This is a genomic window from Bacillus sp. FSL M8-0071 (assembly GCF_037975455.1).
GTDB lineage: Bacteria > Bacillota > Bacilli > Bacillales > Bacillaceae > Bacillus > Bacillus subtilis.
In genome coordinates this window covers 1,206,824-1,232,781 of the sequence record NZ_CP150256.1, presented here as the reverse complement: position 1 = coordinate 1,232,781, position 25,958 = coordinate 1,206,824, and the positions used below count along the sequence as shown (strand labels likewise).

Annotated in this window: 27 protein-coding genes, 1 pseudogene and 1 other annotated feature; of the genes and pseudogenes, 8 read left to right on the top strand and 20 right to left on the bottom strand. The window is 43.0% G+C overall.

The annotated features are described in order from the left end of the window. The 4 genes from MKX71_RS06320 to MKX71_RS06305 are packed head-to-tail and all read right to left on the bottom strand — an operon-like array spanning position 1 to position 2,766. The gene (locus MKX71_RS06320; protein WP_192858360.1) at positions 1–900 is read right to left on the bottom strand and encodes an RluA family pseudouridine synthase; all 900 of its coding nucleotides are present in this window, start codon (positions 898–900) and stop codon (positions 1–3) included. 14 nt (positions 901–914) lie between these two features. After that, positions 915–1,715 (bottom strand): NAD kinase, encoded by an 801-nt coding sequence (locus MKX71_RS06315; protein ID WP_003232918.1) that lies wholly within the window; start codon positions 1,713–1,715, stop codon positions 915–917. A gap of 18 nt (positions 1,716–1,733) precedes the next feature. Beyond that, positions 1,734–2,369, bottom strand: a complete 636-nt coding sequence (yjbM, locus tag MKX71_RS06310) for a GTP diphosphokinase (protein ID WP_003245294.1) — start codon at positions 2,367–2,369, stop codon at positions 1,734–1,736. Between the two features lie 28 nt (positions 2,370–2,397). Continuing rightward, positions 2,398–2,766, bottom strand: a complete 369-nt coding sequence (locus MKX71_RS06305; RefSeq protein ID WP_003232922.1) for a hypothetical protein — start codon at positions 2,764–2,766, stop codon at positions 2,398–2,400. Between the two features lie 124 nt (positions 2,767–2,890). Here MKX71_RS06305 and MKX71_RS06300 point away from each other — a divergent pair, with 124 nt between their 5' ends. From MKX71_RS06300 to MKX71_RS06280, 5 genes are all read left to right on the top strand, one after another. Next, on the top strand, positions 2,891–3,463 hold the full coding sequence (locus tag MKX71_RS06300; protein ID WP_167408055.1) for a CYTH domain-containing protein: 573 nt from the start codon (positions 2,891–2,893) through the stop codon (positions 3,461–3,463). Positions 3,464–3,477: 14 nt separating this feature from the next. Beyond that, complete coding sequence (gene cwlQ / locus MKX71_RS06295; RefSeq protein WP_339231864.1) at positions 3,478–4,212, top strand: bifunctional muramidase/murein lytic transglycosylase; 735 nt, start codon at positions 3,478–3,480, stop codon at positions 4,210–4,212. Positions 4,213–4,465: 253 nt separating this feature from the next. Continuing rightward, positions 4,466–4,864 (top strand): group 2 truncated hemoglobin YjbI, encoded by a 399-nt coding sequence (locus MKX71_RS06290; protein ID WP_003232928.1) that lies wholly within the window; start codon positions 4,466–4,468, stop codon positions 4,862–4,864. Continuing rightward, positions 4,861–5,760, top strand: a complete 900-nt coding sequence (gene spxH / locus MKX71_RS06285) for a protease adaptor protein SpxH (protein ID WP_277737059.1) — start codon at positions 4,861–4,863, stop codon at positions 5,758–5,760. The genes MKX71_RS06290 and spxH overlap by 4 nt, the downstream gene beginning before the upstream one ends. Before the next feature lie 314 nt (positions 5,761–6,074). Then, a complete protein-coding gene (locus MKX71_RS06280) occupies positions 6,075–6,242 on the top strand; it encodes a hypothetical protein (RefSeq protein WP_003244944.1) in 168 nt (55 codons plus the stop codon). A gap of 37 nt (positions 6,243–6,279) precedes the next feature. Here the strand turns inward: MKX71_RS06280 and pepF are convergent, their stop codons facing one another. Then, positions 6,280–8,109, bottom strand: coding sequence for an oligoendopeptidase F (gene pepF, locus MKX71_RS06275; protein ID WP_003245178.1), 1,830 nt, complete (start codon positions 8,107–8,109; stop codon positions 6,280–6,282). Between the two features lie 229 nt (positions 8,110–8,338). Continuing rightward, positions 8,339–9,490 (bottom strand): competence protein CoiA, encoded by a 1,152-nt coding sequence (gene coiA / locus MKX71_RS06270; protein WP_339231862.1) that lies wholly within the window; start codon positions 9,488–9,490, stop codon positions 8,339–8,341. Positions 9,491–9,533: 43 nt separating this feature from the next. Here coiA and MKX71_RS06265 point away from each other — a divergent pair. Then, positions 9,534–9,655: pseudogene (locus MKX71_RS06265) on the top strand (hypothetical protein). Here the strand turns inward: MKX71_RS06265 and mecA are convergent. Both mecA and MKX71_RS06255 read right to left on the bottom strand, forming a co-directional pair. Then, positions 9,650–10,306 carry an adaptor protein MecA gene (gene mecA / locus MKX71_RS06260; protein ID WP_003232942.1) on the bottom strand — a complete coding sequence of 219 codons (657 nt, stop codon included), beginning with the start codon at positions 10,304–10,306 and terminating at the stop codon, positions 9,650–9,652. The pseudogene MKX71_RS06265 and the gene mecA overlap by 6 nt on opposite strands. Continuing rightward, positions 10,273–10,413, bottom strand: coding sequence for a hypothetical protein (locus MKX71_RS06255; protein WP_119122854.1), 141 nt, complete (start codon positions 10,411–10,413; stop codon positions 10,273–10,275). Before MKX71_RS06255 ends, mecA begins: the two co-directional genes overlap by 34 nt. 169 nt (positions 10,414–10,582) lie before the next feature. Between MKX71_RS06255 and MKX71_RS06250 the strand changes: the two genes are divergently transcribed. Continuing rightward, positions 10,583–11,239: a TerC family protein gene (locus MKX71_RS06250; RefSeq protein WP_003232944.1), complete on the top strand. Its 657-nt coding sequence runs from the start codon at positions 10,583–10,585 to the stop codon at positions 11,237–11,239. A 45-nt stretch (positions 11,240–11,284) separates the two neighbouring features. Here the strand turns inward: MKX71_RS06250 and spx are convergent, their stop codons facing one another. The 8 genes from spx to oppA all read right to left on the bottom strand — a co-directional run bounded on the left by spx (position 11,285) and on the right by oppA (position 19,555). Next, on the bottom strand, positions 11,285–11,680 hold the full coding sequence (gene spx / locus MKX71_RS06245) for a transcriptional regulator Spx (RefSeq protein WP_014476435.1): 396 nt from the start codon (positions 11,678–11,680) through the stop codon (positions 11,285–11,287). A 180-nt stretch (positions 11,681–11,860) separates the two neighbouring features. Next, positions 11,861–12,439, bottom strand: a complete 579-nt coding sequence (locus MKX71_RS06240) for a GNAT family N-acetyltransferase (protein ID WP_003224597.1) — start codon at positions 12,437–12,439, stop codon at positions 11,861–11,863. A 163-nt stretch (positions 12,440–12,602) separates the two neighbouring features. Continuing rightward, positions 12,603–13,847 (bottom strand): MFS transporter, encoded by a 1,245-nt coding sequence (locus MKX71_RS06235; protein ID WP_339232034.1) that lies wholly within the window; start codon positions 13,845–13,847, stop codon positions 12,603–12,605. 106 nt (positions 13,848–13,953) lie between these two features. Continuing rightward, complete coding sequence (oppF, locus tag MKX71_RS06230; RefSeq protein WP_003245567.1) at positions 13,954–14,871, bottom strand: oligopeptide ABC transporter ATP-binding protein OppF; 918 nt, start codon at positions 14,869–14,871, stop codon at positions 13,954–13,956. Position 14,872: 1 nt separating this feature from the next. Next, a complete protein-coding gene (gene oppD / locus MKX71_RS06225; RefSeq protein ID WP_339231861.1) occupies positions 14,873–15,949 on the bottom strand; it encodes an oligopeptide ABC transporter ATP-binding protein OppD in 1,077 nt (358 codons plus the stop codon). A gap of 4 nt (positions 15,950–15,953) precedes the next feature. Continuing rightward, complete coding sequence (oppC, locus tag MKX71_RS06220; RefSeq protein WP_339231860.1) at positions 15,954–16,871, bottom strand: oligopeptide ABC transporter permease OppC; 918 nt, start codon at positions 16,869–16,871, stop codon at positions 15,954–15,956. 3 nt (positions 16,872–16,874) lie between these two features. Next, positions 16,875–17,810, bottom strand: coding sequence for an oligopeptide ABC transporter permease OppB (oppB, locus tag MKX71_RS06215; RefSeq protein WP_339231859.1), 936 nt, complete (start codon positions 17,808–17,810; stop codon positions 16,875–16,877). A 107-nt stretch (positions 17,811–17,917) separates the two neighbouring features. Next, positions 17,918–19,555: an oligopeptide ABC transporter substrate-binding protein OppA gene (gene oppA, locus MKX71_RS06210; RefSeq protein WP_015252360.1), complete on the bottom strand. Its 1,638-nt coding sequence runs from the start codon at positions 19,553–19,555 to the stop codon at positions 17,918–17,920. 470 nt (positions 19,556–20,025) lie between these two features. Continuing rightward, positions 20,026–20,240 (top strand) — a binding site (T-box leader). A 58-nt stretch (positions 20,241–20,298) separates the two neighbouring features. Between oppA and trpS the strand changes: the two genes are divergently transcribed. Further along, positions 20,299–21,291, top strand: coding sequence for a tryptophan--tRNA ligase (gene trpS / locus MKX71_RS06205; protein WP_003245134.1), 993 nt, complete (start codon positions 20,299–20,301; stop codon positions 21,289–21,291). Between the two features lie 34 nt (positions 21,292–21,325). Here the strand turns inward: trpS and MKX71_RS06200 are convergent, their stop codons facing one another. From MKX71_RS06200 to MKX71_RS06185, 4 genes are all read right to left on the bottom strand, one after another. Beyond that, on the bottom strand, positions 21,326–22,078 hold the full coding sequence (locus MKX71_RS06200) for a YjbA family protein (RefSeq protein WP_167408052.1): 753 nt from the start codon (positions 22,076–22,078) through the stop codon (positions 21,326–21,328). 205 nt (positions 22,079–22,283) lie between these two features. Further along, complete coding sequence (gene appC / locus MKX71_RS06195; RefSeq protein WP_003232961.1) at positions 22,284–23,195, bottom strand: oligopeptide ABC transporter permease AppC; 912 nt, start codon at positions 23,193–23,195, stop codon at positions 22,284–22,286. Between the two features lie 16 nt (positions 23,196–23,211). After that, positions 23,212–24,162, bottom strand: a complete 951-nt coding sequence (locus tag MKX71_RS06190; protein WP_014476430.1) for an ABC transporter permease — start codon at positions 24,160–24,162, stop codon at positions 23,212–23,214. 81 nt (positions 24,163–24,243) lie between these two features. Next, entirely contained in the window at positions 24,244–25,875 is a 1,632-nt protein-coding gene (locus MKX71_RS06185) for a peptide-binding protein (protein WP_029317612.1), read from the bottom strand. Positions 25,876–25,958: the final 83 nt, after the last annotated feature.

Here is a 25,958-nt window from a genome sequence, read left to right as displayed (position 1 = left end):
TCAATGATTCTCTCCTTTTATCAGTTTTCTCATGTCCTGAGGCAGTGGAGCATGAAACGTCATGTTCTCCTGTGTCAGCGGATGGATAAATGAAAGATGCTCGCTGTGCAAAGCCTGCCGGCCAATTTCCTGTCTCGTACCGCCGTACAGTGTATCGCCGCACAACGGGTGCCCGAGATAGCTCATATGAACACGAATTTGATGGGTTCGTCCAGTCTCAAGCTGCAATGCCACCGAGGTCATGTCGTCATTTGCACATGTGACGTAAAAATGAGTAACAGCCTTCTGGCCGTCTGGCGTTACCGTCCGTTCAATAATACTATCAGGATGTCTGCCAATCGGAGCATCGACTGTTCCCTCCATCTGTGCCATCCGCCCGTGAACCACTGCCGCATACCGGCGTTTCACAAGGCCGTTTTTTTGCGCAGACGATAAAATGGAGTGGGCAAATCGATGCTTGGCAACAAGCATGACACCTGATGTATCCCGGTCTAGCCGGGTAACAAGATGTACTGTGGCCCTCACTCCGGTTGTTTGATAATGATCAATAATTCCATTGGCAATGCTGCCGGAGGGATGCTCTCTCGAAGGGATTGATGACACATACGGCTGCTTGTTTATCACAAGCACATGTTCATCCTCATAAAGGATATCGAGCGGAACAGGCTCTGCCAACAGCGTCTCGCTCACCTGTTCCTCAGGAAACTTCACGATAAGAAGATCTCCATCTTTCAAAACGTATTTGACCGTCACATGCTCACCGTTAATCTGCAGGTCTCCCCCGCCAAACTTAATATCGGTCAGCAGACGTTTCGAAATTCCCAGTTCACCGGCATATTCTTTTACAGTCATCCCGTCCTCAGCGGAAGTAATGTTCTTTCTGATAAAAAAATGCTCCACGATATGTCCTCTTTCTATTCACCTTTTCCAATAAACGAATCCTGGACTCTTTTCCAAAATGGAAACGGACGGAATCTCGCAAACCGCACTTTTTCGGATGCAACTTGGCAGCGGATCGACTTTACATCCTTATGGAGAAGGGTTAAATGGTCAATCGTCACTTGAAAGTCAACTTCGTTTCTCGGCTTAATCATGCAATCATGATGGGATGGGAGAAGCAGAGGTGACCCGACCGTACGGAACACGCGGTTATTAATTGAAGCCATTTCCGCAAGCTGGATCGCCCTGATAGACGGATGGATAATCGCTCCGCCCAGCGCCTTATTGTAGGCTGTGCTGCCTGATGGAGTTGACAGGCAGAGGCCATCGCCCCGGAAGGTTTCAAAGAGCTGCCCTTTGATTTCCACATCAGCAACAAGGCTTCCTTCGATGCTTTTAATCGTACATTCATTCAAAGCTAAGTATCTTTCTTCCCGCTCGTTTTCGTGATAGGTCACAATGACTTCGAGAAGCGGATATTCGACTGTATGATACGGCGTTTTCGCGATGGCAAGAACAAGTTTTTCAATTTCATGAGGAACCCAGTCGGCATAAAAACCCAGATGACCTGTGTGAACGCCGACAAATGCTGTTTTGTCCAAGCGGTCGCTGTATCTGTGAAAAGCATACAAAAGCGTTCCGTCGCCTCCGACTGAAATAACGATTTCCGGTTCATTTTCATCCAGTTCCATATCAAAATCCAATAAATACGCCTGTATTTTGCTTTTCAGCGTATCAGAAACTTGATCTCCTTTTGATGATACGGCAAATTTCATGCTCTTCTTCCCCTTTACCTATTGTTGCTCGCTTCCTTTTTTCTTTCTTGAAAAGGCAGCTTGAGCTTCCTGTACTTCACCCCTGATCTCCGACATCTCTTCATCAAGCCGGGAAGCCGCTTCAGAAGCGCGCTGAAGCCTTAGTTTTACTTTTTCAGGAATGTTTCCGCTGTATTTATAATTCAATGAATGTTCAATGGTCGCCCAAAAATTCATCGCCAGTGTACGGATCTGTATTTCTACGAGAACATGCTTTTCTCCGGATACCGTCTGCAAAGGGTACAGCACAACAAGATGGTATGATCGGTATCCGCTCTCTTTATGTTCCGCAATATAATCCCTCTGATCCACAACGGTGAAATCTTTTCTGGCAAAAAGCATCTCTTTTACGATTTGGATGTCATCGACAAATTGGCACATGATTCTAAGGCCAGCAATGTCCTGCATGGTTTCAATTTCATGCAGCGGTATGCTTTTCCGTCTCGCTTTTTCAAGTATGCTCGCCACAGGCTTGACGCGTCCGGTCACAAATTCGATCGGTGAATGGTCGTCCTCGTATTCATATAGTGTGCGGATCCCCTTGAGCTTCACTTTCAACTCTTCGACAGCCTGGCGGTACGGCACTAAAAAACGCTCCCATTGTTTGTCATCCATCATACATCCCCCAATTCCGAACCAGTTTCTATAAAAACACGCGTTTCACTTTTTCTTCCATTTCTTCTCCATAGTTTGCATTATCTTTTATATTTTCTAAAAGATATTCCAGCTCCTCATGCAGGCCTGCCAGTTCAATTGTTTGGTCTCCTGCCTCTAAAACAACCGGTATTTTTTGTGCATGGGCCTGCTTCAGTTCCGGCCATACATGTTCCTTTATAATGACATATTCAAAAGAATCAGCTAATTCAAGTATGTATACAAAAGCAAAGTGGTCAGAATCAACAAGCATTTGACCTGACGGCTTGCGTTCCGCTTCGTTTCCTTCTGTCTGACAGGCAAGGCGAAGCTGATCATCCGATAATGTTGCATTCAAAATTTCGATTCTGTTTTGCATAATGCTCTCCTTTTTTAAACAAAGTACAGATTCATTTTATCATATCGAGCTCGATATTGATAAACCTAACATCTAAAGAGATAATAGTAAAAATAAGATTTACAGGGCGGAAAGGAAGAGCATCATGAGCCAAGAGATTGAAATCGAATTTAAAAACATGCTGACCAAACAAGAATTCAAAAACATAGCATCGGCACTCCAGCTGACAGAAAAAGATTTTACAGATCAAAAGAATCATTATTTTGATACAGACAGCTTCGCGCTGAAACAAAAACATGCTGCGCTTCGTATCCGCAGAAAAAACGGAAAGTATGTCCTTACATTAAAGGAGCCGGCAGATGTGGGGCTTCTGGAAACGCACCAACAGCTTTCAGAGGTATCAGATCTCGCTGGATTTTCAGTTCCCGAGGGCCCTGTGAAGGACCAGCTGCACAAGCTTCAGATCGATACGGATGCCATACAATACTTTGGATCTTTAGCAACAAGCCGTGCGGAAAAAGAAACAGAAAAAGGCTTAATAGTTTTAGACCACAGCCGATATTTAAATAAAGAGGACTATGAAATTGAATTTGAGGCGGCGGATTGGCATGAGGGCAGAAAAGCCTTCGAAAAGCTGCTTCAGCAATTCAGCATTCCTCAGCGCGAAACCAAAAATAAAATTCTGCGTTTTTATGAAGAAAAACGAAAGTCTATATAAGGTGGAATGACATCGTGAATGTAACGAATTGGGCAGCTTTACTTCAGCTTCAGGCACTACAGTCCATATCTAATGCACGCAGCAGCTCGGACAATCAGAATACGGAAAGCCCGCTTTCAAGTTTCAGTTCTTTGCTCAGCCAATATACAAACGGTCTGGCATCTCAGCAATCAGCACCTTCTTCATCGCCAAGCCCGCTCAGCATGCTGAACAGCGCGAATACAACAGCGCCGCCACTGCTTTCAGCGTATGGGCTTAACTCATATACGAGCAGCAATTCAGGTTCAGTCACAAAAGCGGCAGAAAGCACTGAAACAGCTGCTGCAGATTCAGCTTCAAACAAACATGAAGCAAATCAGATCAGATCGGGAGACTTCTCTATTGACAGTGCGATTAAAAAAGCCGCTGATAAATATGGCGTTGATGAAAAACTGATCCGCGCCGTCATCAAACAGGAATCAGGCTTTAATGCAAAAGCGGTCAGCGGAGCAGGTGCGATGGGCCTCATGCAGCTGATGCCGTCAACAGCAAGCTCACTTGGCGTTTCCAATCCGCTTGATCCGCAGCAAAATGTGGAGGGCGGAACGAAATATTTAAAACAAATGCTGGATAAATACGACGGCAATGTGTCTATGGCATTAGCGGCTTACAACGCCGGACCGGGGAATGTTGACCGATACGGAGGCATTCCTCCTTTCCAAGAAACGCAAAACTATGTAAAAAAAATAACTTCAGTTTATTACGCGTAACCAGAGGTGCTCTTTCCCTCTGGTTTTTTTGCGAAGTGAAATCTTACGCATTCCTGATTTTTATGTGATATGATATGAAATACAAACCCCGGCTGTCAGCCGAAATGATCATCAAACGCATAAAAGGCAGTTTGTTTGTAGAAATGATGCCTTGTTGCTAAAATAAATCTAGATGAAACAATGAAATACAGAAAATTACTTTTTGCAATAGGATTTATGATTCCTATTAGCCATATTTAAAGGAGTAGTCAACATGGGACAATCGTTTAACGCACCTTATGAAGCGATTGGAGAGGAACTTCTATCGCAACTTGTTGATACTTTTTATGAGCGTGTCGCGTCTCATCCTTTGCTGAAGCCGATTTTTCCAAGCGATTTGACAGAAACCGCCAGGAAACAGAAGCAATTCTTAACTCAGTATTTAGGCGGGCCTCCGCTTTATACTGAGGAGCACGGCCATCCTATGCTCAGAGCAAGGCATCTTCCCTTTCCAATTACAAACGAGAGAGCTGATGCGTGGCTCAGCTGTATGAAGGACGCAATGGACCATGTAGGGCTGGAGGGCGAAATTCGTGAGTTTTTGTTTGGCCGGCTGGAGTTGACAGCAAGGCATATGGTGAATCAAACGGAAGCGGAGGATCGATCATCTTGACAAACTATCAGCATGAGCTATACTTCGCCCATTGCCACGGTCATCCAAAAAAACCGCTTGAAATTTATATGTTTGTAGACCCTTTATGTCCTGAATGCTGGTCCTTAGAGCCCGTCATCAAAAAGCTGAAAATCAGATACGGACGTTTTTTCACCTTACGCATTATCGCTTCCGCAAGCCTTACCGCTTTAAATAAAAAGCGAAAAAAGCATCTTCTCGCAGAAGCATGGGAAAAGATCGCGAGCCGCTCTGGCATGTCATGTGACGGCAATGTCTGGTTCGAACAGGATCAGCCGCTTTCATCGCCTTATATGGCTGCTCTCGCTTTTAAAGCAGCCGAATTGCAAGGACGAAAAGCCGGCATGCAATTTCTCAGAAATATGCAGGAGAGCCTATTTGTTTCAAAGAAAAATATTACGGATGAAAACGTGCTTTTGGAGATTGCTGAAAATACAAGTCTCGATCTTGAAGAATTCAAAAAAGATCTGCATTCTCAAAGCGCGGTCAAGGCGCTTCAATGTGACATGAAAATTGCTGCTGAGATGGATGTTTCTGTTAATCCGACACTGACGTTTTTTAATACGCAGCATGAGGAAGAAGGGCTTAAAGTTCCTGGCAGCTACTCATATGATGTATATGAAGAAATTTTATTTGAGATGCTTGGCGACGAGCCGAAGCCTTCGGAAACACCGCCTTTAGAATGTTTTATTGAATATTTCCGCTTCGTTGCCTCTAAGGAAATTGCTCTTGTATATGACCTGAGCTTGGAAGAGGTAGAAAAAGAAATGAAAAAACTGGCGTTTGCTAAAAAGGTTGCCAAAGTGGAAGCCAAACACGGAATGTTTTGGAAGTCTCTCAGCACTTATTCTGATGAATATCAATCATGTGAAAAATAGCCGCAGGCGTGCATATGCTTGAGGCTGTTTTTTTATGCCCCGAACCAAACATAAGTTCTGTTTTTAGCACTAAAGAAACCGCGCCGGGATAAGCGCGGTTTCATATGTCTTAACGACAACAAAGGGGATGGGAGAAATTTTTCACGGTCAAACAAAGGGGTAATGTTTGTTTGTGATCAATTTCACATCCTTATGATAACAAAAGATGTCGACTTTTGACAACCTCTATGCTTAATGTTCATATTTTTGTCACAAAACATAACGAAGTGCATTCACTCATATCCTTATAAGGAAAAAGGACGAGGAGGACCGCCATGATGTCTACTTTGATCTCAATTGTGTGCATTGCTGTTTTTTTCTGCTTGAATATCTTAGGCATGATGCATATGCTGCCGCTTTATATTACCTCTCCTCTGCTGTTTCTGTCTATTTTGTTTACCCTCTACCGCTTGAATCACCGGAAAACCTTTAAAGGGTTTTAAAAAAGCCTGTGCGTCATTTCCGCACAGGCTTACTTTTTTAAGACTGCTTGACTTTCATCAGCAGCTCTTCCATTTCATCAAGTTTTTCTTCAAACATTTTGCACGCGGCTTCGATTGGCTCTGGAGACGTCATATCAACACCCGCTTTTTTCAGGACATCAATCGGGTATTGTGAGCTTCCCGCTTTCAGGAAGTCAATATAACGGTCAACCGCCGGCTTTCCTTCCTTCAAAATCTGGCTGCTTAATGCTTGGGCAGCGCTGTACCCTGTCGCATACTGATACACATAGTAATTGTAATAGAAGTGCGGAATACGCGACCATTCAAGGCCGATTTCCTTATCAATCACCATGCCGTCTCCAAAATACTTTTTATTCAGGTCGTAATAGACATTTGTCAGAAGCTCAGGTGTAAGCGGCTCGCCTTCTTGCGCCTTTGTATGGATCAGATGTTCAAATTCAGCGAACATCGTTTGTCTGAAGACCGTTCCCCTGAAGCCCTCAAGCATATGGTTGAGAATATATAAGCGCTGTTTTTCATCCTCTAAATTGTTCAGCAAATATTCGCCAAGGAGCGCTTCATTTGTCGTAGAGGCAACTTCCGCGACAAAGATACTGTAATTGCCGTATGGATAAGGCTGGTGCTTTCTCGTATAGTAGCTGTGTACGGAATGTCCAAACTCGTGCACGAGCGTAAAGAGATTATTGACGTTATTATGCCAGTTCATCAAAATATACGGATTCGTGCCGTAAGCTCCTGATGAATAAGCCCCATTGCGTTTGCCTTTATTCTCGTAAACGTCCACCCAGCGGTTTTCCAGTCCTTCTTTTAGGATAGAGGCATATTCTTCCCCTAAAGGTGCAAGGCCTTTCAGCATGTAATCTTTGGCTTCCTCGTATGTCACCTTCATCCCAGCATCTTTCACAAGCGGTGTATACAGGTCATAGATATGCACTTCATCAAGCTCAAGCACTTTCTTTCTTAGCGCAATATAGCGGTGCAGGAGCGGCAAATGCTTATTAATCGTCTTAACAAGGTTATCGTATACTTCCTCTGGAATACTGTTGTTAGAAAGCGCAGCCTCACGCGCGGACTTGTACTTTTTCACTCTCGCGTAGAAGTTGTCCTTTTTCACAGTGCCGCTTAGCGTCGTGGCCATTGTGTTTTTATATTGTCCGTACGTTTTATACACTGCGTCAAACGCATTTTTGCGGACTTCACGGTTTTCACTTTCCAAGAAATTAATAAAATTGCCGTGAGTGATCTGTTTTTCATTCCCATCTTCGTCTTTAATGGACGGAAACGTTATATCTGCGTTATTTAACACGCTGAATGTATTTGAAGATGACCCCAGTACCTCGGAGGCTTCAGCAAGCAGTGCCTCTTCCTTCTCGCTCAGCACATGCGGACGTTCCTTGGTAATCTCCTCAATCGCATGAGAGTACAGCTTTAATTCTTCTTTTTCAAGAATGAACTGCTGCAGTTTGTCTTCTTCTATGGATAAAATCTCCGGAACCAAATAAGCTGTCGCGCTTGCGGCCTGTGTATACAGGTTTCCCGCCTTGTCATTCAGCCCCTGGTAAAAGGAGTTCCCAGTATCCTGGTCAGAGCGCATATGCGCATATGTGTACAGCCTACCCAGCCGCTCCATCACTTTATCTTGATACGTAAGAGCCTCGTATAAATGATCAGCTGAATCTGCCAGCTTTCCTTTATACTTAGATAAATTCGGAATTAATTCTTTTACAGCTTGAAATTCTTTATTCCAGGCCTCATCACTAGGAAAAATATCCTCAAGTCTCCATGTGTCTTCTGCCTTTACCTCACTTCTGTCAGGCAGTTGGTTTGCTTTTTTTTCCTCAGCCATGGTGATCCCCCTCGTCTTCTTTGATTCAAGCCAATTGAAAAAACAGCTGTTTCTCAATAAACTTGTGTTGTGAATATCTTCCGGTTTTTCACTGCCTTTTGTCAAATCATATGCAGTAATGAAGAGAACGAATGCCAAAAAAGCAGTAAAAACACGAAAAACCTTTCCTTTTGTGCCTTTCACAGCCTGCCCACCACCTTTGTCTTAGGGTGAGCCAAATAAGACAAACTCATTCTATAAAACAGCTGCGGTCTCTTTCTATGAGATCCTGCATTGAGTGTATGCCGCCTGCAGGCTGATTCAGCACATATACTTCTTTCTGAGTCTCCCTTAAAAATCCCTTCTTGCACAAAAAATCAATATACTGTTTAACCGCTTCTGAAAGACACTCTTCGCTGCATTCGAACCTGAGTGCAATGTTCTTATTATGAATGTGCAGTTTGCACTGCTGCAAAACGGCTGAAAAACGAATTGGCGCACGTTTATCTCCAAGATCCGTCATAAACAAATAAAGAAACCCCTGCCACACAAAAACCGGACTCTTAAAAACTGCCCCTTTTCTAACAGGAACAAACACTTCAGTCGGCAGAAAAGAAAAAGGCGTCTGCCGCTTCTCATAAAACAGCAGCCTAAGGCGATTTGTTTCCTTTGAGTTAAACCGATGGGGTTTATGGCGAAAACGGTGAATCGCTTTCGTCCAGCCTGAATATTGAAGTGAGGGTTTCGGTTCAGTGAAAAAAAGATCGCCTGCACCTGCCCGATGGATAGGGATCGTTTGGACTGAGGAATAAGAATGGTTTGTGTAGAATGGAATGATGTGGCTGAGCCGGAGAAAAGAACGACTTTCAGGACAATAACATATCAGTTCTCTGTATGGACTTGCATTGATAAACTGCCAATGAAAAGCTGAAAGCTGATAAAAGGACGAAGCAGTCCGTTTTAAGCGGCTGTATCCCATAATCCACTGCGGGATGATTCCTTCTTGTTTGAAGCCCTCTGTCCGCTTTTGAAAGACATCTGGAGCGATAGTGGCGCATTGATATTCAACAGCAAGCATATGCTCCTTAATTCTTGCCATGACGTCCGGTCTCTGGTTGATTGTCCTTATATACGGCTCCAATATTGGTGAAGCCCGTTGCGTTTTCAGCCATACATACAGCTGTCTTTTTCCTTCTAAGTGGTAGGCGCTTTCCGGTTCGATGTCTATGGAGCAGGATTTGTTCTGTTTATGGGCAAAATGCGGCGCTTTTTGAAGTCCAAGCTTCACAGCTAGCTCTCCCCCGCATACCGGACAGAAGAACCGTCTCCGCTTTAATTTCTGGTTTTGCTGAGCGCCTAGAAGGTGAAACATTTGGCCGTCTTCAGTCACAGCACTAAACAATTGTCATCTCTCCTTTCCAGATGAAGTATACTTTCTGGAAAAGATGATCAACTCCTGTTCGCTGTATTTTCCGCTTGTCTATATGTTTTTGATTTTTCACATCTCTAAAATGGCATTTTTGTGCATAAAAAAACCGATTTCCGGAAGGAAATCGGTTTGCTATGATGCAAAGTGTTTTTTTATCGTTTCTAGAGCATGCTCTGAAATAATCAGCTTGCCGTACTCTTCAAGACGGTGTATGCTGATTGAGGATTCATTTGCGTACTCCAGCAGGATGCTTAGCTGATTTTCAACCTCTTCATCAGTCATATTGCAAAAATCTACATATAAATAATATCGGTTCTCAAACGAATATAAAGTCGTTTTGCTTCCGTTAACGTTCAAATTAGATAGAGAAATAACATCCTCAAAATCGCCAAATCGCAAGACAAATTGAAGCTTTTGCTCCTTCTCTTCCTGATTGACGGCTTGCTCTTCTTTCTGGAAATCATCCAGCAAGGCGTCAAGATCCTCAGATGCTGGTTCTTGCTTTTTATCCTCAGGAATCGGCAGTTCGAGCTTTTGTCCGTCTTTGGAAAGCTGGGCTTTTGTGACGATGATTTCTAATCCTTTGTCCAGTGCCTGAACTTGAATCCAAAGTGGGCCTTCCACAGCGAATTCCTCTTCTTCATGAACTTCATCCATGACTTCCCAGAAAAGTTCTTCACTGCGCTCACGGTTATACCAAATTTCTTCTCTGTCAAAACCGCGATCTTCAATATCTCCGTAAGACATATAAAATTTTACTGTATGCTCGTTAATTCTTTCAATTTCCATTTGCCAACCTTCCCTTCTATATAAGATGTTGAAGGGACATCTAAGCTCCCGATTAATTGTACTTTACTACACTTTACCCATTCCGTCCACATCTTAACCTTAACCAAGGCCAGTGTGAATTCCTTTGTATTTCTATTTTATGATAAAACAGTCACAAAAGAAATAAAAATGCACCTTTGCCTAAAAAACGGCAGTTCAGGCGGCTGATATCATAAAATACAACCTGTCTCATATAGTAGTAGTACAAGCGAAGGACTGAAAGCGAGGTGCCGCTTCATGGAGCATGACTATCTGATTTCTCTGCTTGTCATTGTTGGGATTGACCTGATCCTCGGCGGAGATAACGCGGTTGTTATTGCCATGGCCAGCAGACATTTGCCGGACAAGCAAAGACAGCAAGCCATTATTCTCGGAACATTTATTGCCGTTGCCATGAGAATCGGATTAACAAGTGCAGCAGTATATCTTTTGAACATTCCGTTCTTGCAGTGCGCCGGCGGAATTTTCCTGCTGTATTTAGGATATCAGCTGCTGATTGAAAAAAAAGACACGAAACACATTAAAAGCAGCACCTCCCTGTGGAGAGCGATACGAACGATTGTGCTTGCAGATCTCTTTATGTCGCTGGACAACGTCATCGCAGTTGCGGGAGCATCACACGGTGAGTTTTCTCTCGTTGTTATAGGTTTGTGTGTATCGGTTCCGGTTATTATTTGGGGCAGCAAACTCATCCATATTGCACTAGAGAAAATACCGCTTCTGATTTACGCGGGAAGCGGGCTGCTTGCTTATACTGGCGGAGAAATGATCGTCAGAGACAAAAAGCTGTCGCTTTTTATGGCGCAGCACGGCACAGTCGAAACGCTCCTCCCCATTTTGACGGTTGCGTTTGTCATCCTTGCGAGCATTTATTACCAGCAGGTTGAAAAATAATAAAAGAAGGCTGATGACTCAGCCTTCTTTTGATGATACGATCTATTAGTTTGCCAAACGCTGTGCTTCTCTTAATTGGAAAGAGCGAACTTTTCTTGGCAGGAAACGTCTGATTTCGTCTTCGTTATATCCGACCTGCAAACGTTTTTCGTCAATGATGATCGGACGGCGAAGCAACCCTGGATGCTCGTTGATCAAGCGGTACAAATCTTGCAGCGGCATAGATTCAACGTTCACATTCAGTTTTTGGAATACTTTTGAACGGGTTGAGATGATTTCATCTGTTCCATCCTCAGTCATTCGAAGAATTTGTTTTATTTCATCAATTGATAAAGGTTCAGAGAAAATGTTTCTTTCTACAAATGGAATATCGTGCTCCTCGAGCCACGCTCTCGCCTTTCTGCATGAAGTACAGCTTGGTGATGTGTATAGTGTAACCATTCATCTTCACTCCTCTAATTAGTAGGATGAACATCTATTTTATTCTTAAATTGAAATTACTCTAAAAAAGGAATCTTTACAGGTATTATACTATAAAAAAGTAAGTGTGAACAGTATCCTAAGAAAAAAATGTGTCAATCCAGCAAATTTTTAATGTTCATGATATGTTCTAATTCTCAATTAGCTTAACTGATCGAAAATATTTTTTTGTTTTTCTTCATCAATGAGTTTCAGGACTTCATCCGTTTTTTCGTACGATTCCCCGTACCATTTCTCGTCTTTATAAGTATGAATGTTTTCATATGTTTGTTTCATGGCTTCAAGAATTTCTTCTTCTGATTCTGTTTTTGGTGACCAGTACAGAATCTCCATCTTGTTTACTTCATTCGTAGCCAATGACCGGCGCCGGTACCCAATTGACTGAGCATGCTTGAAATGCTCTCTTTGATAAAACCTCAGGCGTTTTTCTGTATCAGTATCATCTTCATCCACAGGTTCCACCTCGAGCAATATGGGCTTATTTTTCTTTTTCAGCTTCGCGATCAATTTGCCGCCAAGCCCCTGCCCTCTTGCATCCTTAGACACATACAGATAATCAACGAAGATAAAAGAATCGAACTCCGCAAACATTAAAATATGATGTTTGCCTTCATCTTTATGATAAATATCGCTTCGCTCTTTCAGAAGAGCTTCCATATGCGCTTTTGATTTCATTTCTTCAATTGGAAAGTACTCGCTAAGCTTTTCATACCAGTTCATTGATTTGCTCCTTATGAGTTCGTTGTATTCATACTTTTAGATATACCCCATTTCTTCTTGTTTAAACAGCCTTACATCTATAAAGACGTGCGAACTTCCTCCATGGTTTCATTTTTTTTCAGCAAAAACCGAGCCATCTGCTCCGTTCATTTTGAATTGTTTCTCATTGAACTCGATTTTCCCGCCTGTAATGAACCAGGCGGGGCTGCGCCAGTGCAATCAGAAATGTCATGATATATAATACAGCAGCCGCGATAAAAGCTATTTTCGCACCAGCAGCATCAGCTACTAGCCCCATAATGGAGTAGGTGACGCCTGACCAAGGAGTCAAAATCGCATTTTTTGCAGCCATGATTCCGATTCGTTTCTGCTCGGGAATAACCTCCTGCAGCATGGTTTCCTGGCAAATTTCACGCACCTGATAAAAAGGCCCCATTGCAGCACAAGCCAGAGCGCATAAAAATGGGACTGGAGAAAATGAAAACAAAAGGGTCAGCGCCGACATTACAAGCGAGCTGAACATAATGGCATAGCCCATATTCCGCTCAAAAAAAGAAGAAAAATGAATGGCAACCACACTGCCGACAATTGCGCCTATAAAATAGGAAGCGTTAAACATCCCCCACCACACCTCTGTTTCGTGCAAAACAGCCGCAGTAAATGCGAGGAGAATAGCAGATGACCATACGGAACCCGCCAAAGCTTCTATCATGTCCATTACAGTAATGTCTCTTACAATAGGGATGATCATTAAATCCTTCCATATACTTCTGGCAGATGCTGTTTCAGCAGTTCCTGTGACAGATGCTGTTTCAGCAGTTCCTGCAGCCTCTTCTTCATTTACATGCAGCACACTGATGGAAGCTCCCGATAGAACAAACAGGCAAATGGCAGCGCCGACAACGAGTTCAAAAGGGACGGCGTACGTCAGAAGGCCTCCAAGGCCCCAGCCTGCTGTTAAGAACAATTGATTCGAGAGGGAGATCACACCATTCGCTTTTACATATTGCTTCTTTGGAACAATAATCGGCAGCAGCGCAAATCTTGCCGGCTGAAAAAAAGCGCCCGCGAAGGAAAAACAAAACACAAACAGCAGCGTAATCCAAAAGAATGCCTGTCCGTGATGAGTGACGCTGTATGCCATCAGTATTATAAAGACCGCTCTCAGCAGATTCGCTCCCGCAAGCACCTTTTTAAAACCGAGAATGCGAAGCACCGGAGAGACGCAAAAGCTTGCTGCTATACTCGCAAACGACATGAACGATAAAATAAGGCCCGCCAAAAAAACGGAGTCAGTCATTTGATAGATCCGGACCATTAAAACGATTGTGACGAGGACTCCTGCTAAAGATTGAAAAGATTGAGACAGCAATAGCGCAAAAACATTTTTGTTATGCAGAAATTGAATCGTATTTCGCCTCCGCTTTTTCCTCTAATTGTAAATGTTATCATTCTCACTTTCTATGAAGACGCAAAAAAATCCTTCAAGAGAAATCTCTTGAAGGATTGATGAATCATGAAAAAGCTTTAAATTCGGCTTCCGTGCACATCACAAAATGTCCCGGTTTGACTTCACGGAATTCCATCGTTTCCCCATCCTTTAATTGATGGACAGACGGATCATATTTCTGGCGAACGCGATTTCTCTCATAGTCCGGATCAGGAAGCGGAATCGCAGAAAGCAATGATTTTGTATATGGGTGAAGCGGATTTTCATAAAGCTCATCTGCCGGCGCAAGCTCAACCAGTTTCCCGAAATACATGACGCCAATGCGGTCACTGATGTATTTGACCATCGATAAATCGTGGGCAATAAACAGGTATGTGAGCCCTTTTTCTTTTTGCAGTTCTTTCATTAAATTCACGACCTGCGCTTGAATGGATACATCCAAAGCGGAAATCGGCTCATCCGCGATAATGAATTCCGGATCAACAGCAAGCGCTCTGGCAATCCCGATTCTTTGGCGCTGGCCGCCGGAAAATTCATGCGGATAGCGGTTCGCGTGTTCCTTGTTTAAACCAACTGTTTCCAATAGTTCATGAACCCTCTGCATCCGCTCTTTTTTCGTTTTCGCCAGCTTATGAATATCAAGGCCTTCAGCAATAATATCAGCAACTGTCATTCTCGGATTCAGGGATGCATAGGGGTCTTGGAAAATCATCTGCATTTTGCGGTTGAATTCCAGCAGCTTTTTCCGCGATTTTCTCCCGTGCACATTTTCACCGTTAAACAGCACCTCACCATCGGTTGCTTCGTACAGCCGGATAATGCTTCGGCCTGTTGTCGATTTACCGCAGCCAGATTCACCAACCAACCCTAATGTTTCACCTTTATAGATATCAAATGATAAATCATCTACAGCCTTAACCGTTCCCCTCGGCGTGACAAAGTGCTGTTTTAAATGTTTGATTTCTAATAGTTTTTCAGTCAATTCATTCACCTTCTCTCACTAAGACAGGTTTTTCATACGTATTTGCCAGTTTACGCATTTTCGCTTTTACCGCTTCAGGCGGCTCTACCTTTGGCGCGTCAGGATGAAGCAGCCACGATTTTACATAATGAGTATCGGATACCTTAAACATTGGCGGCTCCTGTTCAAAATCGATTTTCATCGCGTAAGAGCTCCGCAGGGCAAAAGCATCTCCTTTTGGCGGGTTTGTCAAATCAGGCGGCGTGCCCGGAATTGCAGTCAGCTCTTCCTCTCCTGAACTTTCCAGTGTCGGCATGGATGCAAGAAGCCCCCAAGTGTACGGATGTCTCGGGTCGTAGAAGATTTCGTCTACCGTACCAGTTTCTACAATCTGTCCCGCGTACATGACAGCGACCCGGTCAGCAACGTTAGCCACAACACCAAGATCGTGTGTGATAAAGATGATGGACGTGTCAATTTTCTTTTGCAAATCCTTCATTAATTCCAAAATTTGCGCTTGAATCGTTACATCAAGTGCAGTGGTCGGCTCGTCGGCGATCAGAAGCTTCGGATTCGCCGCAAGCGCCATCGCAATGACAACCCGCTGCCTCATACCGCCTGAAAATTCGTGCGGAAATTGGTTCACCCGCTTTTCCGGCATTGGGATACCGACTAATTCCAGCAGTTCAACCGCGCGTTTTTTAGCCGCTTCCTTCGAGATCTTTTCGTGTTTAAAAAGCACTTCCGTAATTTGTTTACCGACCTTCATCGTTGGATTTAAAGAGGTCATCGGATCTTGGAATATCATGCCGATCTCTTTTCCCCGGACATTTTGCATTTCTTTTTCGGACAGCGGCACCAGATCCTTTCCTTCAAACAGGATCTCACCGCGTTTGAAATAACCCGGAGGCATTGGAATCAGCTTCATAATCGCTTGAGAGGTTACACTTTTTCCGGACCCTGATTCTCCGACGATAGCAAGCGTCTCTCCTTTATCCAGATGGAAATTCACTCCGCGGATCGCTTGGACCTCTCCGCCATATGTTTTAAATGAAATTGCTAAATCTTTTATTTCTAATAGGCGTGTCACCCGTATCACTCCCTTATTTACGTAACTTAGGATCCAATGCATCTCTTAATCCGTCGCCGACAACGTTAAAGCCAAACATTGTAATGCAGATAAATCCGGCAGGGAAGAATAAACGCCACGGATAATAGGTCAATGCAGGCAATCCGTCAGAAGCCATCGTTCCCCAGCTTGCCAGCGGAGCCGGAACACCGAGTCCCAAATAGCTTAAAAAGGCTTCTGTGAAAATCGCAGTAGGAACTGTCAATGTCATCGTGACCAAAATGGAACCCATTGCGTTTGGCACGATATGTTTAAAAAGCAGACGGGATGTTTTTGCACCCAGTGTCTGTGAAGCAAGCACATACTCTTGATTCTTCAGCTGCAGCACTTGTCCACGCACGATTCTGGCCATGTTAATCCAGCCCGTAATCGTCATGGCAATAATAATCGTAAATAGCCCTTTCGGAAGAACAACCATCAGTAAGATAACCATTAATAATGAAGGAACTGCCCAAAGGATGTCAGCGATACGCATCATGATTTCATCTGGTCTTCCTCCGCGGAAGCCTGAAATGCTCCCCCAAATGACACCGATCAGCAAATCAAGAACAGCGGCTGCAACACCGATAAAGATTGAGATTCGCGCCCCTACCCATGTACGGACGAAAATGTCCCGTCCAAGATCATCTGTTCCGAACCAGTGATCTTTTGAAGGCGGCTTATCCGCATTTAAGAGATTAGTAGTTGAATAATCATACCTTGAGAACATCGGCGCAAAAATTGCCATAAGGATAATAAGTACGATAATGATAAGCCCGACCATTGCAAGCTTATTGCTGCGGAAGCGAAGCATCGCATCTTTCCAGAGGGAAAGGCTCTTTTTACTTATTTTTTCTGCATCGCCGGCATTCGCTGCGGCTGGTTCAAACATGTTTTTTGGAATGTTCTGCATGGCCTAGGCTCCTTTCTTTGCTTTGGAAAGCTTGATTCTTGGATCAATAATGCCGTATAACACATCTACGATTAATACACACAATAGCAGGATGACACTGAAGAACACCGTTACACCCATAATGACCGTATAATCACGGTTTGTAATACTGTTGACGAAGTGTGCACCAAGCCCCGGGATCCCAAAAATGGTTTCAATAATGAAGCTCCCCGTTAAGACCTGTGCGGCCATCGGGCCCATATATGTAACAACCGGCAAAAGCGCGTTTCGAATGGCGTGCCGCACTGTAACCGCTGGGCGGGACAGCCCTTTCGCTTTCGCTGTGCGGATATAATCACTGTTTAACACTTCGATCATGCTTGAACGGGAAAGTCTGGCAATAAACGCCATCGGCATGGAAGCAAGTGCGATTGAAGGCAAAAAGGTGTATGCCCAGGAATCCCACCCCGCGACCGGAAACAGCCCAAGCTTCATGGAGAACACATATTGCAGAACAGCCGCCATGATAAAGCTCGGAACCGAAATACCAAATATCGTTAAAAACGCGACGGTATAATCCTGCCACTTATTATGGTAAAGGGCTGCAATGACCCCAAACAATACACCTAACGCTAAAGCGAGGAGAATAGCTTCTGCTCCAAGAGTAAATGAAACGGGGAAACCTGAACTGATCAGGTCGTTAACACTCTGACCTTTATATTTAAATGACGGTCCGAAATCCCACATTGCAACTGATTTCAAATAACTGACATATTGTACAAACAGCGGCTTGTCCAAGCCATAATGCGCATTTAAATTTGCTTCAATTTCAGGCGGAAGCTTTTTCTCACCTGAAAATGGCCCGCCCGGTGCTGCTTGCATTAAGAAGAATGTCACAGTTACAATCACAAATAGTGTGATAATCATATAGACTAAGCGTCTTCCGATATATTTTAGCAAGGGGGAACACCTCCATGGTTTTTACATTTTTATACTCCATCAGTAAGAAAGGTATATGGGGCTTTTCTCCCCATATACCTTGAGGTCTTTTATTTTCAGACGTAGCCTTATTTAAAATATGCGTTTCTGAAATAAACCTCACCAGTACCTGGCATGATAACACCTTTTAGGTTTTCATCCTGTACCCAAGTATCAGTATAGAAATAGATTGGGGCAACCGGCATTTCATCAATGAAAATACCTTCTGCTTTTTTCAGCAGCTCTGCACGTTTTGTTTTATCTGTTTCAGTTTGTGACTGATTCAGAAGCTTTTTGAATTCTGGATTTTCCCAGCCTGTATCGTTATTTCCTCCGTTTTTGTCGCGGAACAATTCAAGGAAGTTGATAGGATCATTGAAGTCGCCGAGCCAGCCCATACGGCCGATTTGATAATCTTGGCTGTGGAGCTTATCAATATAGACATTCCACTCTGAGTTATCAAGCTCAACATCAACGCCTAAATTTTTCTTCCACATTTCTTGTACTGCTTGAGCGATTTTCGCGTGTGCGTCATCAGTGTTGTAAGACAATTTGATTTTTGGCAAATCAGATGCCTTGCTTAAGCCCATTTCTTTTAGGCCTTTATCAAGGTATTCTTTTGCTGTTTTGACATCATTGTCTTTGAAGTATCCTTCTTTGTTATCCTCAAATCCCTTCATTGTAGGCGGCACTGCAGCCATTGCCGGGATTTGCTCTCCTTGCGTAACGTTTTTAACAATCGACTGACGGTCAAGCGAATATGTTAAAGCTTTACGGATATTTACGTTGTCTAATGGCTTAGCTTCAGTGTTGAATTTGTACCAATACACACCTGCAATCGGCTCAACATGTAAAGAACCGTCTTTTTTCAGGGTCGGCAGGGATTCTGTCGGAAGCTGTCCGAGCGGCATACCGGCCCAATCAAGTTCGCCAGCTTGGAATTTTTTCAGTTCCGTATTGTTATTGTTGATCATAACCATATCGATTTTCTTCAGTTTGACTTTGTCTTTATCCCAATACTGGTCATTTTTTTCGAGAGTAATAGAGCCGCTGTGTTTCCATGCCGTCATTTTGAACGGCCCGTTTGATACATAATCATCTCCGGCATTTGTATTCCACTTTTTATTTTTCTCTGCAATTTTCTTATTGATCGGCATATACGTATAGAACGCAGTTAATTCAGTGAAATATGGAGTCGGGTTATTTAATTCAACCTTCAGCGTTTTGTCATTCACAGCTTTTACTGCCACATCATCTAGGCTGCCTTTGCCGGTATTCGCCGCTTCAGCACCTTTTATGTAGTAGAGCTGGTAAGCGTATTGTGATTCGTTATTAGGGTCAAGCGCCCATTTCCAAGCATATTCAAAATCTTGTGCAGTTACAGGGTCTCCATTAGACCATTTCACACCATCACGAATGGTAAATGTATATGTCTTTCCGTCCTTGCTCGTTTCAATTTTAGAAGCCATGCCTTCTTCAGGCTCACCATCTGCATTGATACGTGTCAATCCTTCAAAAGTCTGACGGATAACACCGCCTGATACTGAATCATTTGCCAATCCCGGATGTAAGGAGAACGGCTCAGTTTTAATATTAATGTTAAGTGTCGTCTTTCCTTTACTGTCCTTTTTCCCTTCACCGTTTGATCCGCTGCCGCCAAAGCCGCACGCGCTCAGCACGAGAGTGAAAATGAGCATCAACGTGACAATCGACCAACGTTTTTTCATATTCGCAAACCCCCTAATAATAATTTTCAGCTCCTTACGGCTAAATCCTCAGAAATATCAGACAAATGAACCTGAGTTTCCACAACTTTTATTCTGTTCCGTCTTTTCTGATTATTTTTGTAAAAAAGCTGTAACAATAGAGTGAACAAGTTCATTATAATGAAACAAATAATTTATTGCAATATTATTTTATCAATTTAAAATATTTAAACTTCGTTAGTTTTTCTTCCATGAACATAATATCCTTCTACCATTTAAAGCATAAATTGATTAAAAACTTTTTCATGTGTTTTCTGCCCATATTGCTTTTTACATATAATATCTGCCTGTTTTTACGCTGATAGCAGTTATCATTTAAGGATTTTACAGCACTCGTGTTATTTATATTATTACAATTTTACTGGAAAAAAGAATGTTTTTTCATGATGACAATTGGTTATAATTGATTTATAATGAAGCAATCAAAAGAAAAGCTTGCTATGAAAAAGAGTAGTACACGTTTCACCTGTTTGAAGAGAGTCTGCGGTGCTGGGAGCAGATAACGGGCAATGTGGAATGGACTTTGGAGCAGCTGACCGAACTGGAAAAAAGTAGGCTCAGCCGGAGCAGTCTCCGTTACAAACGTCAGAGTGATTCCATTTTAATGGAATAATCAGGGTGGTACCACGGTTCATTCGTCCCTTTTTTACAGGGGAAGAATGAGCCTTTTTTATTATGTTTTAAGAAATGAGGTTGATGTTTTCATGAAACAAACGATTTTTTCAGGCATTCAGCCAAGCGGCTCAGTGACGCTCGGCAACTATATCGGTGCAATGAAGCAGTTTGTCGAACTGCAGCATGATTATAACAGCTATTTTTGCATCGTGGACCAGCATGCGATAACTGTTCCTCAAGACCGGCTTGAGCTTAGAAAGAATATCCGCAATCTCGCAGCGCTTTACTTAGCTGTCGGACTTGATCCAGAAAAAGCAACATTGTTTATTCAATCAGAGGTCCCCGCGCATGCGCAGGCCGGATGGATGATGCAGTGTGTCGCATATATCGGCGAGCTTGAGCGGATGACTCAATTTAAGGACAAATCCAAAGGCAATGAAGCTGTCGTCTCCGGCCTGTTAACATATCCGCCGCTAATGGCCGCTGATATTCTGCTGTACGGAACGGATCTTGTGCCTGTCGGTGAGGATCAAAAGCAGCACCTTGAGCTGACGCGGAATCTCGCAGAACGCTTCAACAAAAAATACAACGACATCTTCACGATTCCGGAAGTGAAAATTCCAAAAGTCGGTGCACGCATCATGTCTCTGAATGATCCGCTGAAGAAGATGAGCAAATCTGATCCGAACCAGAAAGCTTATATTACCCTGCTGGATGAGCCGAAGCAGCTTGAAAAGAAAATCAAAAGCGCTGTAACGGATTCTGAAGGCATTGTCAAATTTGATAAGGAAAACAAACCGGGCGTTTCAAACCTTCTTACAATTTATTCAATCCTCGGCAATACGACAATTGAAGAGCTTGAAGCAAAATACGAAGGAAAAGGCTACGGCGAGTTTAAAGGTGATTTGGCAGAAGTCGTGGTGAACGCATTAAAACCGATCCAGGACCGCTATTATGAGCTCATAGAATCTGAAGAATTAGACCGGATTCTTGATGAAGGCGCGGAACGAGCGAACCGGACAGCAAACAAAATGCTGAAAAAAATGGAGAATGCCATGGGTCTTGGAAGAAAAAGACGCTAATCAAAAAACCGCTCTTTGCAAAGAGCGGTTTTTTTCAGTTGACCTTTGATTCGTTTTCCATTTCCCAAAGCTTTTCGAAAAAAGGCTGTCCTTTTATTAGGTTTTCGCAAAAAGCTAGGTGCTTGTCCGACCAGCCTTCAATTGTTTCGTTATACAGCATGTCCCAAATCTCTTCAAAGCTCATCCTTTTGATTTGTTCATACATATGCGGATTCCACTCTGTGTACCAGTAGCCGATTTCAGCCCGGTTTTTCAGCCCTTTTAATTGGTCAAGCGCCATAAACATCAGCTGCTTGATTTGCCGTTCTTTTCTCGTCAGTCCTCTGACATGTTCTGGTGCTAATGATAAGATGTGATATTCCTTGGAGGATTCCAGCTTCTTTGGCTCAAATTCATATGTTTCAGGCTCTACATCTTTTACCATTTCATAAACGAGCTGCTCCTGTCTTGGGATCAGACGGCTTTTTCTGACAGGGATCGTGTAGCCGATCGTGTCGACAGCTAAAATGCCGATTCCGTCTGTTACGACAAAACAATACTCAAGCTTTGTCCGCTCATGATTTTTCCGAATGTACGATTTCTGATGTACGTCTTCAAGCAAACCTTCCGGAAGCTCTGACAAATCGTTTTCTATGTAATGAAACAGTACTGACGGCACCCTTAACAGCGGCACCTGATCCAAAAGCTCAACCGTATCTTCCTTGCGCCATTCGTGAAAGTGGCATACATTGTAGCCATTTTCTTCCCCTTCAAACCAATTGACCCACACATCATGAAGAAATAACATCTCTAACCCCTCACTTTTATAAAAACTGTTGTCCACAGTATAGGCAAGGGATAGAGAAATTATTCCAAAGAGATTGAGGAAATCTGGAATCACTGGATTTATGTAAGAATCACAAAAAGCAGATCTCTTTGTATATTTTCTGACAAAAGGAGACCTGCTTTTTTTCTGATTTGGTGATATTTTATCACAGATATGATATTCATTTTTATTTAATATTTTTCGGATCAAGCGCATCCCGCAGACCATCGCCGACAAAGTTGAAGCATAAAACGGTCATTAAAATAAATAGCCCGGGAAATAACGGGTACCACCATGCTTGAATCATTACTGTGAAATTCTGTGCGTCTTGAAGCATGTTCCCCCAGCTAGCGATTGGCGGCTGGATTCCAAAGCCCAAGTAGCTTAGCGCCGATTCAGCTAGAATAACAGACCCAACTTTCAGCGTAGCTGACACGATAATCGGCCCTAACGCATTGGGCAGGATATGAGAAAAAATAATTTTGTGCGTTTTTGTTCCAATTGTTTTAGCAGCAAGAACATATTCCCTTGAACGGAGCGACAAGAATTCTCCCCTTACTAATCGTGCTGTTGTGGTCCATCCTGTGAGACAGAAAATTAAAATCAGTTTGTCCACACCCGGCTTGAAGATGGTGACCAGCGTGATCAACAAGAAAATATCAGGAATGGATAACACAATGTCAACTACACGCATAATGACAGCATCCACTATTCCTCTGAAATATCCGGCTAATGCTCCTAAAACCGTTCCGATCAAAATCGAACCGACTACGGACGCAAATCCAACCAATAAAGAGACACGCGCTCCATATAGGATCCGGCTGAAAATATCACGTCCAAATTTATCCGTTCCCATCAGATGTTCAAGGCCCGGCGCCTTATATTTATCAAGCAGGCTTTGCTGCTCTTGGGGATAAGGTGCAATTAAAGGGGCGAAAACAGCAGACATAATAATGATAAAAAGAATAACGGCACCTAAAATGGCCAGTTTGTTTTTCGAGAATTTTTCCCAGAAAATCTTTGTCATTGTTTCTGGCTTTTTCGAAATATTTTCTTTCAGCCTGATCTCCGGCGAGGGAGTTGTTTGCAGCTCTGACATCTCTGTTTCCCTCCTTTTAATATTCGATCCGCGGATCAACAATCGCGTAAAGGATGTCTGCAATGAGGTTTCCGACAACGACAAGAACCGCCGAGATCACAGTCATTGCCATGATAACCGGATAATCGCGCTGGAATGCTGAATCGACAAACAGCTTTCCTAATCCCGGCCAAGTGAAAATCTGCTCTACGACAACCGCTCCGCCAATAAAGGAAGGAATCATTAAGCCGAAAATCGTAATAACAGGCAATAGTGCATTCCGCAAGCCGTGCTTAAATAATACTCGATTCTCTTTGAAACCTTTTGATCTGGCAGTCCGGATATAATCTTGATTTAAAACATCAAGCATATTGGATCTTGTATATCTCGTTAAGCCTGCCATATCAGCTGTCGCCAGCACAAAAGCGGGTAAAAGCAAATGATGAATCCGGTCTACTATACTGAAATCTGAGTTAAGGGTGGCGACTCCCCCGGTTGGAAACCAGCCGAGATTCACGGCAAACACCATGATTAAAATCAAACCGAACCAAAAATTCGGGATTGCCAAACCGATAAATGAAGTAAATGTAATGCCGTAGTCCAGCTTCGAATAAGGTTTTTTTGCAGAAATTACCCCGAATGGGATGGAAATGATCAGCGCCAAAATTGTTGACACCAGCATCAAGAGGAGTGTGTTGGGCAGCCGTGCTAAAATCAGTTCTGAAACAGGCGTCCCTTTTCTGATGATGGATGTGCCGAAATCGCCTTGAACCATATTGCCCAGCCATTTTAAATATTGAACATACTCAGGGTCATTGAGACCGTACTTTTCAATAAACTGAGCCCTGTCTGCCTGGCTGATCGTAGGATCCATCATAAGTGTCATTGGGTCCCCTGGAGCGGCTTTCATAATAATGAAAGACAAAATTGTAATTCCCAAAAGAATAGGAATCGAAGATAACGTTCTTCGAATAATATATGTAACCATATTCTTGTCCCCTTCGTTGTTCTTTTTCAAATTCAAAGGGGAAGGAAACGCACTCCCTCCCCTGCAAGGGAAAATTATAAATTATTGGGCAAGCCACCATTTTTCAATTTGGTACAACTCGCGTTTTGGATGATACACATAACCCTCTAAGTTAGCCGGCATCGCCATATGGTTGTTCGGATAGTAAAGGAAGGTATACGGCTGATCTTCAGCAAGTTTTTGGTAAATCTTTTCGTAAGCTTTTGAGTATTCGTTACGGTCACTGATTGATTTTGCATCTTTGAGAAGCTTATCAACTTCAGGGTTTTTGTACCACATGTTATTTAAGCCTTTTTCAGACTGGCTAGAATGGAAGATATCGTAATGGTCTGGGAACGTTGATAAACTCCATCCTAAAACCATTGCGTCATAGTCCCAATTAGGTGGATTTGTCTGTTCTACTAATGCACTCCACTCAACGATTTGCGGCGTTACCTTAATCCCGACTTTCTTCAATTGTTCTTGAACAACAACTGCAATGTCTTCACGAACTTTATTTCCTTGATTCGTTTTCAGTGTAAACTCGAATTTTTTACCGTCTTTATCGAGGATGCCGTCACCGTCAGTATCTTCCCAGCCGGCTTCTTTCAACATCTTCTTAGCTTTTTTGACGTTGTATTCAAATTTAGGAACCTCTATATCTTTCGGATAGTTCCATGAAACCGGGCTTTCAGGGATATAAGCGACCTTCCCATCCCCATCTAATACGGTTTGCACCATTGTTTCACGGTCTAAAGCTGTCGTAAGCGCCTGGCGCACTTTTTTGTCTTTAAACAGCTCATTTTTCTCATTCCAGCCGATATACGTATAGCTTAACGCTAAATCTGTTACGACTTTGACATTATTAAACGATTCAGCTGTCTTATAGTCAGTTGACGGCACGTTAAAGAAATCAATATCTCCGGCCTGAAGCTGGGCAACTGCTGCATTGGCGTCAGGAATGATTTTATACGTGACACTGTCTAAATACGGACGGCCGTCATAGTAGTCATCATTAGCAACAAGCTTCACGTATTGTCCGTCTTTCCATTCTTTAAATTTGAAAGGCCCCGAGCCGATTGGATTTTTTCTATTAAATTCGTTATCTTCAAGCTCTGCAACCGGTACATCTTTTAAAATGTGCTCAGGCAGAATCCCGTAGCTGTCTAACGTATTGTTATAGAAGTTAGGGTCTTTGTATTTCAGCGTAAATAAAACCTCATAATCTCCCTTTTTCTCTACTGATTTCAGCATTTCAAAGTTAGAGCCGCGCTCTCCTTTGTAATCCTTGTTAAGCGGAATGCTGTACGTAAAGACGACATCATCGGCAGTAAGCTCTTCTCCGTCATGGAACTTAACGCCTTTTTTGATTTTTACGTCATATTTCAATCCGCCATCCAGCTCTTTCACACTTTCCGCCAGTGACATTTTGACATTTAAGTTTTCATCGGTTTTCGTTAAAAAGCTGTAAATCATTTGTTCAATATCTGTACTTGATTCATCTGTTGAATATAATGAGTTGAAAAGTGTTGGCGCTCCGATTGAACCAACAACCAAATCCCCGCCTTGCTGCGGTTTGCCTGCTGATTTTTTCTCGCTGCTGTTGCTCGATTTTGATCCCGAGCAGGCTGATAAAAAGATGGCCAGAACCATCAATACACTTAGCATCATCAGTGCGGTTTTCCGTCTTTTCATTAGATATTCCCCCTCTTGAAATGTTCGTTCTTCTCAGCTGTTGTTTATGTAGTGTGCATACCCCCTCTCAAAGCTGTGCGGGC

What these genes read in the sequence shown, in the direction of transcription:
- MKX71_RS06300 (WP_167408055.1), top strand. Translation starts at nt 2,891, where the DNA reads ATGAGCCAAGAGATTGAAATCGAATTTAAAAACATGCTGACCAAACAA.
- MKX71_RS06190 (WP_014476430.1), bottom strand. Translation starts at nt 24,162, where the DNA reads ATGGTTACATATATTATTCGAAGAACGTTATCTTCGATTCCTATTCTT.
- MKX71_RS06240 (WP_003224597.1), bottom strand. Translation starts at nt 12,439, where the DNA reads ATGAACTGGTATGAAAAGCTTAGCGAGTACTTTCCAATTGAAGAAATG.
- MKX71_RS06185 (WP_029317612.1), bottom strand. Translation starts at nt 25,875, where the DNA reads ATGAAAAGACGGAAAACCGCACTGATGATGCTAAGTGTATTGATGGTT.
- MKX71_RS06280 (WP_003244944.1), top strand. Translation starts at nt 6,075, where the DNA reads ATGATGTCTACTTTGATCTCAATTGTGTGCATTGCTGTTTTTTTCTGC.
- spx (WP_014476435.1), bottom strand. Translation starts at nt 11,680, where the DNA reads ATGGTTACACTATACACATCACCAAGCTGTACTTCATGCAGAAAGGCG.
- MKX71_RS06290 (WP_003232928.1), top strand. Translation starts at nt 4,466, where the DNA reads ATGGGACAATCGTTTAACGCACCTTATGAAGCGATTGGAGAGGAACTT.
- MKX71_RS06315 (WP_003232918.1), bottom strand. Translation starts at nt 1,715, where the DNA reads ATGAAATTTGCCGTATCATCAAAAGGAGATCAAGTTTCTGATACGCTG.
- appC (WP_003232961.1), bottom strand. Translation starts at nt 23,195, where the DNA reads ATGTCAGAGCTGCAAACAACTCCCTCGCCGGAGATCAGGCTGAAAGAA.
- trpS (WP_003245134.1), top strand. Translation starts at nt 20,299, where the DNA reads ATGAAACAAACGATTTTTTCAGGCATTCAGCCAAGCGGCTCAGTGACG.
- MKX71_RS06200 (WP_167408052.1), bottom strand. Translation starts at nt 22,078, where the DNA reads ATGTTATTTCTTCATGATGTGTGGGTCAATTGGTTTGAAGGGGAAGAA.
- MKX71_RS06250 (WP_003232944.1), top strand. Translation starts at nt 10,583, where the DNA reads ATGGAGCATGACTATCTGATTTCTCTGCTTGTCATTGTTGGGATTGAC.
- mecA (WP_003232942.1), bottom strand. Translation starts at nt 10,306, where the DNA reads ATGGAAATTGAAAGAATTAACGAGCATACAGTAAAATTTTATATGTCT.
- pepF (WP_003245178.1), bottom strand. Translation starts at nt 8,109, where the DNA reads ATGGCTGAGGAAAAAAAAGCAAACCAACTGCCTGACAGAAGTGAGGTA.
- oppA (WP_015252360.1), bottom strand. Translation starts at nt 19,555, where the DNA reads ATGAAAAAACGTTGGTCGATTGTCACGTTGATGCTCATTTTCACTCTC.
- oppC (WP_339231860.1), bottom strand. Translation starts at nt 16,871, where the DNA reads ATGCAGAACATTCCAAAAAACATGTTTGAACCAGCCGCAGCGAATGCC.
- yjbM (WP_003245294.1), bottom strand. Translation starts at nt 2,369, where the DNA reads ATGGATGACAAACAATGGGAGCGTTTTTTAGTGCCGTACCGCCAGGCT.
- MKX71_RS06305 (WP_003232922.1), bottom strand. Translation starts at nt 2,766, where the DNA reads ATGCAAAACAGAATCGAAATTTTGAATGCAACATTATCGGATGATCAG.